Source organism: Phocaeicola vulgatus ATCC 8482, assembly GCF_000012825.1.
GTDB lineage: Bacteria > Bacteroidota > Bacteroidia > Bacteroidales > Bacteroidaceae > Phocaeicola > Phocaeicola vulgatus.
This window is the reverse complement of the sequence record NC_009614.1, coordinates 490,723-503,692: the sequence shown is the minus strand read 5'-3', so window position 1 is coordinate 503,692 and position 12,970 is coordinate 490,723. Positions and strand designations below refer to the sequence as shown.

Here is a 12,970-nt window from a genome sequence, read left to right as displayed (position 1 = left end):
GTAAAAGCAACTGATAATGGCAGGGGAAGAGGAAACCATTTTAGTGAAAGATATGTTATAGCTGTGCCAATTTGGCAGAATAAAACTGTCAATTTCTCCTTTTTCATGTTTGGCACGTTTTTCGCAAGATGTTTTGCGTCACTGCTTAAAGATGACGGATAATTGATATAATTAAAAGTATAACATATAAAAATTAAGAACTATGAACATTAAACCATTAGCAGACAGAGTATTGATTCTTCCTGCTCCTGCAGAAGAAAAAACAATCGGTGGTATTATTATTCCTGATACAGCAAAGGAAAAACCATTGCAAGGTGAAGTTGTCGCAATAGGTAACGGAACAAAAGATGAGGAGATGGTGTTGCATGTAGGTGATCAGGTATTGTATGGCAAATACTCGGGCACTGAACTGGAACATGACGGTAAGAAATACCTTATCATGCGTCAGAGCGATGTTCTCGCTGTTTTGGGATAATTAAATAGTACATTGTAAATCATTAAATTGTAAATAGAATTATGGCTAAAGATATTAAATTCAACATTGATGCCCGTGACGAATTGAAGAAGGGTGTAGACGAATTGGCTAACGCAGTGAAAGTAACCCTGGGTCCGAAAGGTCGTAATGTGATTATCGAAAAGAAATTCGGTGCTCCTCATATCACTAAGGATGGCGTGACTGTAGCTAAAGAAGTGGAATTGGCTGATGCATTTCAGAATACCGGTGCACAGTTGGTGAAATCTGTTGCTTCAAAGACAGGTGACGATGCAGGTGACGGTACTACTACTGCTACTGTGCTGGCTCAATCAATCGTAGGGGTAGGTTTGAAGAATGTTACTGCCGGAGCAAATCCGATGGATTTGAAACGTGGTATCGATAAAGCTGTTGCCAAAGTGGTTGAATCTATCAAGTCTCAGGCCGAAATGGTAGGTGACAACTATGACAAGATTGAACAAGTGGCTGCTGTTTCTGCCAATAACGATCCTACTATCGGTAAGTTGATTGCAGACGCTATGCGTAAAGTTTCTAAAGATGGTGTGATTACTATCGAAGAAGCTAAAGGAACGGATACTACCATCGGTGTGGTAGAAGGTATGCAGTTCGACCGTGGTTACTTGTCTGCTTACTTTGTAACTGATACAGAAAAGATGGAATGTGTGATGGAACATCCGTACATCCTGATTTATGATAAGAAGATTTCTAACTTGAAGGATTTCTTGCCTATCCTGGAACCGGCTGTACAGAGCGGACGTCCTTTGTTGGTTATCGCAGAAGATGTAGACAGTGAAGCATTGACTACGTTGGTTGTAAACCGTCTGCGTTCTCAGTTGAAGATTTGTGCTGTGAAAGCTCCGGGCTTCGGCGACCGTCGTAAGGCTATGTTGGAAGATATTGCCGTATTGACAGGTGGTATCGTTATCAGCGAGGAAAAAGGTTTGAAGTTGGAACAAGCTACTCTTGAAATGTTGGGTACTTGCGATAAGGTAACTGTTTCTAAAGATAATACTACTATCGTAAACGGTGCAGGCGCAAAAGAAAACATTCAGGAACGTATCAATCAGATTAAAGCTGAAATAAAGAATACTACTTCAGATTATGATAAGGAAAAGTTGCAGGAACGTTTGGCTAAGTTGTCAGGTGGTGTAGCTGTTCTTTATGTAGGTGCCGCTTCTGAAGTTGAAATGAAGGAAAAGAAAGACCGTGTGGATGATGCATTGTGTGCTACTCGTGCAGCTATCGAAGAAGGTATCGTTCCGGGCGGTGGCGTAGCTTATATCCGTGCTTCTGAAGCATTGGAAGGCCTGAAGGGCGATAATGAAGACGAAACAACCGGTATCGAGATTATCAAGCGTGCCATCGAGGAACCGCTTCGTCAGATTGTTGCCAATGCAGGTAAGGAAGGTGCAGTAGTAGTACAGAAAGTACGCGAAGGTAAAGGTGACTTCGGTTACAATGCCCGTACTGATGTTTACGAAAACTTGCACGCTGCCGGTGTGGTAGATCCTGCTAAGGTAACTCGTGTAGCTTTGGAAAATGCCGCTTCTATTGCAGGTATGTTCCTGACTACAGAATGTGTAATTGTGGAAAAGAAAGAAGATAAACCAGAAATGCCGATGGGTGCTCCCGGAATGGGTGGCATGGGCGGCATGATGTAATCTTTGCCCCATAAATGATTAACGGACTCCCTGTTGGCGAAATGTTGACAGGGAGTTTTTTATAGACCATAGTGGATTATCTTCTCAAGTTTTATTTACTCTCTAAATTTCGGCTCATCCGAGAAATTATGTTATGTGAGGAGACTGTGGATCACTCTTAAAAGATTAGTGGGGTTTATTTCAAATTGAACTGTCCTATAAAAAAGGAAGTGTTTCTGAACGTTCAGAAACACTTCCTTTTTTAGTGAGCCTCTTGTCGGATTCGAACCAACGACCCCGAGATTACAAATCACGTGCTCTGGCCAACTGAGCTAAAGAGGCATTGCTTTTTGTTTAGCGGGTGCAAAGGTAAGAATATCTTTTAAAAGAACAAATTTTTTCCTATGAAAAAATAGTTGGAAATTACCAAATGGTAATTTTTACTCCGAAATAACGTTCTATCTTTGCATCCGCTAAACAAAAAAGTGAAGTTTATGAAGGATAGTATTGATTTTGGTAGTATGGAAATTCCGAAATTGTTTCGGAAATTGCTGATACCTACTGTGCTGGGGATGGTATTTTCGGCTGTGTTTGTGATAACAGATGGTATTTTTGTAGGTCAAGGGATAGGTAGTGACGCATTGGCGGCAGTGAATATTACTGCTCCTTTGTTTTTGATAAGTACGGGTATCGGACTGATGTTTGGTGTTGGCGCATCGGTGGTGGCATCTATTCATTTATCTCAGGGAAAGTTGAAAACTGCTCGTATCAATGTGACGCAGGCTGTTGTGGTTTCTTCTTTGTTTTTGGCTGTGCTGTGGGGAGTGGTATGTTTGTTTGCTCCACAAGTAGCCGTGTGGTTGGGAAGTTCGGAACGTCTGTTGCCTTTGGCGGTGGAATATATGTATTGGTTCTTGCCTTTTCTGGTATTTAGTGCTTTGCTAAGTTCAGGGATGTTCTTTGTCCGTCTGGATGGTTCTCCTAATTATGCCATGTTGTGTAATGCTATTCCGGCAGTGGTGAATATCCTATTGGATTATGTGTTCATTTTTATTCTCAAATGGGGAATGATGGGTGCGGCGCTGGCTACCAGTCTGGGGTATATTTTGGGGGCCGGAATGATTGTAGTCTATTTAAGTCGCAGAAGAAATGTGATTCATTTTTGCCGGGTGAAACTTAGCAAGAAGAGTATGCGGCTCACTTGGCGCAATGTGAAATATATGTGCCACTTAGGAGTTTCCACCTTTTTGTGCGAGGCAGCCATAGCCTGTATGATGTTTGCAGGCAATTATGTGTTTATCCATTATTTAGGCGAAGATGGAGTGGCTGCTTTCAGTATTGCCTGTTATTTCTTTCCCATTATATTTATGGTATATAATGCCATAGGACAATCGGCTCAACCCATTTTAAGCTATAACTTTGGAGCGGGTGATACCATGCGGGTACGTTCCGCTTTCCGTCTGGCACTGGGAACGGCCGTGACCTGCGGACTTGTGTTTTTTGCGTTAACAGCTTTGTTCAATCATCAGATTGTGGCTATGTTTATTGATCGTTCCTATCCGGCATACGATATTGCTGTGGCGGGACTGCCTTTGTTTGCGTCTGGTTTTATTTTTTTTGCTGTAAACATTGTTTCCATTGGCTATTTTCAAAGTGTAGAGCGGGCACGTCCGGCTATGATGGTTACAGTTTTGCGTGGGTTTGTTTTTATGGTACTTTGTTTATTGGGCTTGCCGTTGCTATTGAAGGTGCCAGGGATATGGCTGGCGGTTCCTTTGGCGGAAATACTTACTTTTTTAGTAATAATGGTAATTTATTATCGTAAACATCAATGGGTTCGCAGATGATTTTTTACTTTTGTAGTAATTAATCGGGTGGATATATGGATGCATTCATACAGAAGTTTTGTGAAAAATATAGTTTGCCGATAGCTTTGAGCTTGCAGTTGTTGGATAATATGGAGAAGTTCACTTTTCATAAAGGGGATTTTCTTGTACAGGAAGGTGGGCGGAACTCAAACTTCTATATTGTAAGTAAAGGAATCTGGCGGGGGCATTACCTTAATGACGGGGTAGATGTTTCCGTCTGGTTTGCTTCTGAAGGAGAGGCCATCTTCTCGTCATGGGGATATGTGGAAAATACAGTTTCGTTGGTTTCTATCGAAGCGATGTGTGACAGTGAACTTTATGGTATTTCGAAGGCAAAACTCGAAGTATTATATGCCGGATCTGTTGAACTGGCTAATTTTGGAAGACGACTGTTCGAGCAGCAGTTTTTAGGGCTTGAAAGTTGGATGATAACGGGAGGAAGCCCCCGGGCCAAGGAGCGTTATCTTACTTTGTTGGAAGAGAATCCGGAACTGTTGCAGTATGTACCTCTGAAGCATATCGCTTCTTATTTATGGATTACCCCACAGTCGTTAAGCCGTATCCGTGCCGAACTGGGGAGAAGGAAAAAAGACCAATGACAATTTTAGCATTTACGGGGTTGGTTCTTTCGTATGGAAACGCATTGTTCTCTTTGCTTTTTCTTGTATGGTTCATCTTTGCCTTGATGGATGGTAGAAAAGTTGGCATCCGATAAATATTTATCTTAAAAGTGTCATCGTATTTTATTTTTGTGTAAGTTTGTAGTGAATCCTAAAAAAACTTATGGCAATGATAGATGATATTTTAGAGTTCAACAAGAAATTTGTTGAGAGCAAGGGATATGAGAAATATATTACCAACAAATATCCTGATAAAAAAATAGCTATTCTTTCTTGTATGGATACCCGGTTGACGGAATTGTTACCTGCTGCTTTGGGTATCAGGAACGGTGATGTAAAAATTATCAAGAATGCAGGTGGGGTTATCTCGCATCCGTTTGGTAGTGTAATCCGTAGTCTGATGGTGGCTATTTATGAGTTAGGTGTAAAGGAAGTTATGGTTGTTGCTCATTCTGATTGTGGAGCCTGTCACATGAATAGTAATGAGATGATAGAACACATGAAAGCACGTGGCATCAAGCAGGAAACCATTGATATGATTCGTTTCTGTGGTGTAGATTTTGGAGCATGGCTGGATGGTTTTGAGGATACGGAGAAATCGGTGAAAGGAACTGTACGGGCTATTATGGAGCATCCATTAATACCTGAAGATATTATAGTGAGGGGATTTATAATTGATTCGGTGACGGGTGAACTGACAAAAGTATAAAATGTGAGTTTTTTATACACAATAATGTTCATGTGATTTTGTGTATTATAAGAAAGGGAGGTATTTCTGCCTGATGCAGAATATACCTCTCTTTTTATTGAAGTCTGTATTTGTTTCAGTTTTTTATTGAGCGAAAGCATGATGATAACCATCCACTTTGTTCCAATTGCCACGGGTAAAGTCGGGTACGGCAACAGGTGCATTTCCGTTTTCTATAGAAAGACGGGTCAAGTCGGCCATACAGCACCATTCTGCTAAATCATAAACGTCCATGTCCAAAGGAAGTCCGTTGCGCAAGCAATATACCAGGCGATAATCCATAATGAAGTCCATCCCTCCATGTCCACCTATTTTCTTTGCTGTTTCTTCTAATTCTTGGTGGATAGGATGTTTGTATTGGCTCATCAAAGCTTCTTTTACTTTTTCGGGAACAGCCGAGTGCATACTCAGGTTTTCGTGATCGGGTATGCTGGTGCTGTCAATCTGATCCGGGCGGAAACAATATTGCTCGATGGGATATTTGTTGGCAAAACCTTTGGTACCGGTCAGCTGATACATACGGCTATAGGGACGTGGATTCATTACATCATGCTGTATGTGGATGGTTTTTCCGTTTTCTGTACGGATAAAAGTCATGGTATGGTCGCCGTTTTGGAAATCGGGTGCTTCTTCTTTCTGATATTGTTTTACCAGTTCGGGACCGGTTACAGCTTTGGTGTCCATGGCTACCAGTGTCTTCATGCGGTCACCGCGATGAATGTTGAGCAATTGGCAGGCAGGGCCTAGGCCGTGTGTGGCATAAACGTCTCCACGGAACTCCCGGTTGTAATCCAAACGCCAGTTGTTCCAGTAATAAGGCCAGAATTCTTCCAGATTATGGATGTATGAACCTTCTACATGGAGCACTTCGCCGAAAAGACCTTTTTGTGCCATATTCAATGTCGTCAGTTCGAAGAAGTCGTAAACACAGTTTTCAAGTTGCATACAGTGTTTACGGGTCTTTTCGGAAGTATTGATAAGTGCCCAGATTTCATCCAGCGACATGGCGGCAGGTACCTCGATGGCTGCATGTTTTCCATGTTCCATGGCATAGATACCCATTTCAGTATGGTGTTTCCAGTCTGTTGCAATGTATACCAAGTCGATATCGTTTCGCTCGCACAGTTGTTTCCATGCATCTTCGCTGCCGGAATAGAGGGCAGGGGCTTCCATACCGGCGTTAGTTACAATTTTTTGTGCTTTTTCCGCATTTTCAGGCAATAAGTCGCAAAGAGCCACAATTTTAGTTCCCGGTATGTGCGTCCAACGTTCTACCGCACTGGGACCACGCATGCCCAAACCGATGAAACCTACACGCACAGTGTCAAGTTTAGGAGTTGTTAGTTCGATTACATCCTGTTGTCCCGCAGGACGTTCGGGAACTGGAACTTCAAGAGGCGCATACTCTTTTGTTGCAGTTGTTTCTTTGGGGATTGGGGTACAGCCGGCGAGGCATGATAACGCTATACCGACGAAGAAGGTAGATAGGTTTTTAATCATGGTTCTGTTTAATTGAAATTTATAGGTTAATAGCAGATTGTTGCAAAAATAGGGAATATTTTTAATATTAGTGTATTGCTTGTCGGATAAATTGATTTCACTTCTACTGTATTTATAATAAAAAAGCAGTCTTGAAAAGTCAAGACTGCTTTTTTATTATAATGGTAATTCAATTCCCTCAATCAAAAAGTACGGTTTTTATTTAGGTCTATAACCATACATTAATGCGGCATTAATTTCAATAGCCCTCATATATCCTTTGAAAAAACTTTTTACTCTTTTCATCCTGTTACCCTTTTTTTAAAACGTTAAAAACTAATCCTTTGTATCTTTTACTTTGTATCGTACCCCCAAGCACGGAGGGCGTCATTTCCCATATCTTTGAGACCTGCTTTGATGATCTCCTTCAACTTCTTCATAATGTTATCCTTTCTTTGATTAAAAAATAGGGTTGTTTTCTTACTTAATCCCTATACCCCAAGCTTTTACTTCGTTTTCACCCATCATAGCAAGGGCTTTTTTAAAAATACTTTTTACCTTTTTCATAATCTCGTTATCCTTTCTTTTTATGTTTTACAACACAAAATTATACTGTTTTGTTCTAGATTGTACTCTGATAAAGATAAAATGTATGCAAAAGTGGCAAATTCTTGACCTGCATCAAGAATTTGCCACTTTTCATTAAAAAACTATTTCAGAAGCCCAGCTTCTGAAATTCATTCTCAAAATTAGGTGTAAATATTTCTTTCCCAATATTGCTTCTGATCTCTTCTAGTGACCAAAAACGGCCGCCATCCAGTTCCTCGCTGGGAATAATGGGACCGTCATAAGTGGTTTTATGTGAGAATACCAATTCTTTTTCCCGGGTGGATTCGAATACATAGCTAGTCAGTAATTCGGGAGTAAAGTCGGTGATGCCCAGTTCTTCTTTTACTTCACGTTTCAAGGCTGTTTCCACATTTTCACCTAAATCTATGTGTCCGCCTACGGCTGTGTCCCATTTGCCTGGTTGGATATCTTTCCAGTCAGGACGCTTTTGCAAATAGAGTTCGCCTTTACTGTTGAATACATGTAAGTGGACTACCGGATGTAGCAATTTACTTCCATTATGACATTCTCCACGGGTTGCAGTTCCTGTTATGTTTCCTTGTTCATCTACTATAGGAAACATTTCTTCTTTATTATCGTAATTCATCTTCGCTATTTTTTTGTTACTGCAAAGATATGAATTCGGGCTCGGATTATATGGATCTTATAGTCTTTAATAGTAAAAAGGGATGTGAGACCTTTATAATCCGAGTCCGAAATGCCGTTTAATAATTTACTTGATGCCGTTTTAAAAAAGCTACAGTTTTATGTATTTCCTTATACATCACAATATCTTCTTTTATAAAAGGTACCTCGTTGCGGTAGGTGGCGAGAAACTTTTCAATAAACGGTGAACTGCGGAGCGGACGGCGGAAATCCAGTCCTTGGGCAGCGTTCATTAATTCGATGGCAAGTATATGTTCCAGATTGTCCATCACTTTGTAAAGCTTGGTTGCAGCATTGGCTCCCATACTTACATGGTCTTCCTGTCCGTTGCTGGATACTATGGAGTCGCTGCTGGCGGCATAACAGTACATTTTATTCTGGCTTACCATGCTGGCAGCCGCATATTGGGGAATCATGAAACCAGAATTAAGTCCCGGATTGGCAACCAGAAATTCGGGCAATCCGCGAAGTCCCATAATGAGTTGTGCCACACGCCGTTCAGATATGTTTCCCAGTTCGGCCATAGCAATGGCAAGATAATCATATACCAGTGCCAGGGGCTGTCCGTGGAAGTTGCCACCTGAAATGATAAGGTCTTCATCGGGGAAGATAGTGGGGTTATCGGTAACTGAATTTATCTCGGTCAACAGTACTGAAGCTACGTGGTTGATGGCATCTTTGGTAGCACCATGAACTTGTGGGATGCAACGGAACGAATAGGGGTCTTGTACGTGTTGTTTGGGCTGTGCGATGATTTCACTGCCTTCCAGTATTCTTCGGAATGCGGCTCCGGTTTCTATCTGGCCTTTATGCGGACGCATTTGTTGGATACAGTCCATGAACGGATCGATGCGGCCGTCAAAGGCTTCCAGGGAGATGGCGGCAATGAGGTCGGCTTTCTTGGAAAGACGGAAGGCTTTGAGTATGGCATACACTCCGTTGGCACTCATAAACTGGGTACCATTGAGCAAGGCCAGTCCTTCTTTGCTTTTCAATTTGACTGGTTCCCAACCAAACTCATCAAGCACGCTGATAGCTTCGCAGCGTTTGCCTTTATAATACACGTCGCCTACGCCGATCAACGGAAGGAAGAGATTGGCGAGCGGGGCAAGATCTCCTGAGGCTCCCAATGAACCGCGGTCGTAGACAATGGGCATTACATCGTTATTGAAAAAGTCGATAATGCGCTGTACAGTGATGACTTGTACGCCACTGTGTCCCAAAGAAAGAGCATGAGCCTTTAATAAAAACATCAGCTTCACAATGACATGGGGCATTTCTGCGCCTACACTGCAAGCATGGCTTTTCACCAGGTTCTCTTGCAAAGTACTCAGTTCATCGGAAGAAATATTACGGTTGCACAGGCTGCCGAATCCTGTCGTGATGCCATAGAGAGGGACATCGGATTCCTTGATCTTTTTGTCCAGGTAATCCCGGCATTTCTGAATCCGGTCTTTGGCTTCAGGAGCCAGTTCCAATTTCAGATTTTCATTGATAATACGTTCGATGATGTCAAAAGTGAGGTCACCCGAACCTATTTGATATACATTCTTCATGGTCTGATTCTTTTTTTAACCGCGGAGGTTGGGATTAAAAAATGGTTTTCACATAGTCCAGTATTTTCTGTTCTTCGGCAATGGTCGTCTGTTCTATCATATCGGCTTCTTCACTCATCTCTTTGACGAATTTTTCGTCTTTGATAGAAGTGAGGTTGATACGTACATTCAGCAAGGCTCCCAGAATGGCAGTCCGGGCACACATCATGGATACACAGGCATCGGTTACAGCGTTGCTGTTCCCTTTTCTGGCTACCACATCAATCATGGGCAGAATGGAATGGACGGTACGTGCCACCTCCATAGGCACTTGGGCGGCATATTTGGTTTCCTTCTGTATGGCTTCACTGCGGATCGCCTTTTCTTCATCCGTTTCTTTCGGAAGTTTGAATGCAGAGAAAACACGGTCGTATGCTTCCGAATCACGGTCTACATCGGTTATCAGCTGGCGGGTGAGCTCTTCGAAACGCACAGAAAGATCTTCCATTATTTCGTTCACTTCTACATATTTCTTGCGGCCTATGGTAAGATTGGCTACCATAGCTGCCAGTGAGGTGGCAAGGGCTCCATTGAGTGCCGAGACACTGCCGCCACCGGGGACAGGATCATTACTGAGTACTTTATTGATAAATTCTTTGATGGTAAGTTCTGTTAACATGGCTATTAGTATTTAATTGGTTAATTTGAATGTAGAATACGTCCCCCTTTGATGGTCAGCTTCACTGCGTTCATACCTGTATAATAAGGTAATATATGGGGGTTGTCGGTTCCCAGTAAAACAAAGTCTCCCTGTTTTCCGGCTTCTATGCTTCCGATGCGGTCGGCGCGTCCGAGGGCTGCCGCACCGTTCAGTGTGATGGCTGTGATAGCTTCGGCAACGGTCAGTTTCATATAGATGCAGGCCAGAGCAAAAGTCAGCGGGATGGATCCGGAGAAACAGCTGCCTGGATTTAGATCGGTGGCAAGGGCTACGGCACAGCCGCTGTCTATCATTTTCCTGCCACGGGCGTAGGGCTCTTTTAGGGTAAAGGCAGTTAGTGGCAACAGAGTGGCTACTACATTATTTTGTGCCAGGGCTTTTATGCCTTCATCGGATGCTTGCAACAGATGGTCGGCGCTGAGGGCCTTCAATTCTCCTGCCAGTTCTGCTCCTCCAAAGCTGACAATTTCATCAGCGTGTAGCTTGGTGCCGAAGCCTAGAGCTTGCGCAGCTTTCAATAGCTTTCGAGACTGTTCCACAGTGAATACTCCTTTTTCACAGAAAATATCGCAATTTTCGGCCAATTGTTTCTGATGGATCATGGGCAACATTTCGTTAATCAGAAAATCAATATATGCGTCACTTCGCCCTTTGTATTCTTCGGGTAAGGCGTGAGCACCTAAAAAAGTGGTGGCGATATCTACTTTCCGGTCGGGACATTCATTGATAGCTTGCATGATACTGAGCTGTTTCAGTTCTGTATCACGATCCAGGCCATATCCGCTTTTTCCTTCCACTGTGGTGACCCCCATCCGGCTCATGGTATCCAGAAACCATTCGGCTTTATGTTTCAGTTCTTCAAAGGAGGCTTCCCGGGTGGCACGTACAGTATTGATAATGCCTCCGCCACGTTCCATGATGCTCATATAACTGTCGCCGTTGAGCCGCCAGATGAATTCGTCGGGGCGAAATCCTCCGAAAACCAAATGGGTATGAGAATCAACGAATCCCGGCAACAATACATTCCCTCTGGCATCAAGCACTTTATAGCCGGGCTTTTCATGGCTTATACGGTTTTCGCCAACATAGGTAATAATGCCGTCGGTTACTCTTACCGTTCCGCAAGGAATGTTGAGAAGTTCGTTCATGGCTTCTCCTTTCCGAGCGGTTCTGCCTTGCGGAGTAACGATGTGGGCATTGATGATAATCAAGTTGTTGCTCATAGTTGTTAGTTTTAATGGAACGCAAATGACGCAAATGACACAAATATCAATGGTGACTGAATATTTTTCTTTTAAATTCAGGATGCTTTCCGAAGTTTAATAGATAGCCTATCTCTATGTCTGTGGCTTTCAGATAGTTTATCAGTTGAAATTCATGCTCGGGACGTAAAGCATCAGCCGCTTTCAGTTCTAATATGATGGAGTTGTTGATCACCATGTCGGCATAATATTCACCCACTTTATGATTTTTATAAAATACATTGATTTGCTTTTGCACTTCACATTTAAAACCTTGCTCTATCAATTCAAAGTAGAGGGCATTTTGATAAACCCTTTCCAAGAATCCATATCCTAATGTGTTGTACACTAGATAAAATGCTTTTAATATTTTATCTACATCTTCTTGACTTGCTATTTGCGTCATTTGTGTCATTTGCGTTCTATTCTATATTATTCCATAATCTGCGCTTCCAGCACTTGTTGCATGGAGAAGTTTTCCAATCCCAGGTAGTAAGAGGCAGTGTCTATCAAGGCCTCCATAGGAACAAGTCCTACGATTTCGCTGCCGATGATGCTTACTCCGTAGCGTTTGGCTTCAAAACGTACCATTTCGAATGCCCGGTAGATAGCGGTTTTGCTATAGTCGGTAAGATTCATGGATACCTGAGTGATACCCCGGTCCTTCAGTTCTACGCCCATGGCCTTGCAATAGCGCAGTCCGCCACCGATAAAACGGATTTTCTTGGCAATGTCATGCACTATTTCCAGGCTGGGAGTATTGAGATTTATATTGTAGGCCACTAAGGGCATACGGGCTCCGATGGCTACAGTTCCGGCAGTGGGGTGACGTTCCGCAGGACCAAAATCGGGATGCCATTCGGGTTGGTGAATCTTTTCCTTCATTCCCTCGAATTCTCCTTTACGGATGGCAGCGAGATTTTCACGATGTGGTGCACTAGCTGATTTTTCATACAAGAATACAGGGAGATTATATTGAGAGGCCACCCGTTGCCCCACTTCTTTGGACACCGCTATGGCATCTTCCATGGTACATCCTTTGATGGGAATGAATGGAACTACATCTACAGCTCCCATACGGGGGTGCTGTCCTTGGTGATGGTTCAGGTCAATCAGTTCTACTGCTATACCGATAGCTTCTATCACGGCTTCTTTCAAGGCGTCCGGTTCTCCAACAACGGTAACTACCAGCCGGTTGTGGTCTTCATCGTTACTATAATCCAATAATTTTACGCCTGCCTTGGCACGAAACGGAGATACAATCTCGTCTATTTTCTGTAAGTCACGTCCCTCGCTGAAGTTGGGGACGCATTCCATAATTTTTGTCCAGCTCATACTCTTTAGAATTTG

The 12,970-nt window shown here is 42.8% G+C and carries 12 protein-coding genes and 1 tRNA gene; 5 read left to right on the top strand and 8 right to left on the bottom strand.

The annotated features are described in order from the left end of the window. The first annotated feature begins 202 nt into the window (after positions 1–202). Together BVU_RS01765 and groL are read left to right on the top strand one after the other, a co-directional pair. Positions 203–475: a co-chaperone GroES gene (locus BVU_RS01765; protein WP_005842331.1), complete on the top strand. Its 273-nt coding sequence runs from the start codon at positions 203–205 to the stop codon at positions 473–475. A 41-nt stretch (positions 476–516) separates the two neighbouring features. Then, complete coding sequence (gene groL / locus BVU_RS01760) at positions 517–2,154, top strand: chaperonin GroEL (protein ID WP_005842327.1); 1,638 nt, start codon at positions 517–519, stop codon at positions 2,152–2,154. A 247-nt stretch (positions 2,155–2,401) separates the two neighbouring features. On the opposite strand, the gene BVU_RS01755 is transcribed toward groL, so the two are convergent. After that, positions 2,402–2,475: transfer RNA gene (locus BVU_RS01755), tRNA-Thr, on the bottom strand. A gap of 152 nt (positions 2,476–2,627) precedes the next feature. On the opposite strand from BVU_RS01755, the gene BVU_RS01750 reads away from it, so the two are divergent. The 3 genes from BVU_RS01750 to BVU_RS01740 all read left to right on the top strand — a co-directional run bounded on the left by BVU_RS01750 (position 2,628) and on the right by BVU_RS01740 (position 5,330). Then, positions 2,628–3,980, top strand: coding sequence for an MATE family efflux transporter (locus tag BVU_RS01750; protein ID WP_008782062.1), 1,353 nt, complete (start codon positions 2,628–2,630; stop codon positions 3,978–3,980). Positions 3,981–4,015: 35 nt separating this feature from the next. Beyond that, positions 4,016–4,600 carry a Crp/Fnr family transcriptional regulator gene (locus BVU_RS01745; protein WP_005842319.1) on the top strand — a complete coding sequence of 195 codons (585 nt, stop codon included), beginning with the start codon at positions 4,016–4,018 and terminating at the stop codon, positions 4,598–4,600. Between the two features lie 190 nt (positions 4,601–4,790). After that, positions 4,791–5,330 carry a beta-class carbonic anhydrase gene (locus BVU_RS01740; protein WP_005842314.1) on the top strand — a complete coding sequence of 180 codons (540 nt, stop codon included), beginning with the start codon at positions 4,791–4,793 and terminating at the stop codon, positions 5,328–5,330. A 123-nt stretch (positions 5,331–5,453) separates the two neighbouring features. Here the strand turns inward: BVU_RS01740 and BVU_RS01735 are convergent, their stop codons facing one another. From BVU_RS01735 to ftcD, 7 genes are all read right to left on the bottom strand, one after another. Next, the gene (locus BVU_RS01735; RefSeq protein ID WP_011964715.1) at positions 5,454–6,869 is read right to left on the bottom strand and encodes a Gfo/Idh/MocA family protein; all 1,416 of its coding nucleotides are present in this window, start codon (positions 6,867–6,869) and stop codon (positions 5,454–5,456) included. A 694-nt stretch (positions 6,870–7,563) separates the two neighbouring features. Then, the gene (locus BVU_RS01730) at positions 7,564–8,064 is read right to left on the bottom strand and encodes an NUDIX hydrolase (protein WP_011964714.1); all 501 of its coding nucleotides are present in this window, start codon (positions 8,062–8,064) and stop codon (positions 7,564–7,566) included. Between the two features lie 118 nt (positions 8,065–8,182). Continuing rightward, on the bottom strand, positions 8,183–9,679 hold the full coding sequence (hutH, locus tag BVU_RS01725) for a histidine ammonia-lyase (protein ID WP_005852958.1): 1,497 nt from the start codon (positions 9,677–9,679) through the stop codon (positions 8,183–8,185). Between the two features lie 34 nt (positions 9,680–9,713). Continuing rightward, positions 9,714–10,337 (bottom strand): cyclodeaminase/cyclohydrolase family protein, encoded by a 624-nt coding sequence (locus BVU_RS01720; protein WP_005840658.1) that lies wholly within the window; start codon positions 10,335–10,337, stop codon positions 9,714–9,716. Between the two features lie 20 nt (positions 10,338–10,357). Then, complete coding sequence (gene hutI, locus BVU_RS01715; protein WP_011964713.1) at positions 10,358–11,602, bottom strand: imidazolonepropionase; 1,245 nt, start codon at positions 11,600–11,602, stop codon at positions 10,358–10,360. 46 nt (positions 11,603–11,648) lie between these two features. Continuing rightward, on the bottom strand, positions 11,649–12,035 hold the full coding sequence (locus tag BVU_RS01710) for a GxxExxY protein (RefSeq protein WP_005852962.1): 387 nt from the start codon (positions 12,033–12,035) through the stop codon (positions 11,649–11,651). A 17-nt stretch (positions 12,036–12,052) separates the two neighbouring features. Further along, the gene (ftcD, locus tag BVU_RS01705; RefSeq protein WP_011964712.1) at positions 12,053–12,955 is read right to left on the bottom strand and encodes a glutamate formimidoyltransferase; all 903 of its coding nucleotides are present in this window, start codon (positions 12,953–12,955) and stop codon (positions 12,053–12,055) included. Positions 12,956–12,970 lie beyond the last annotated feature (15 nt).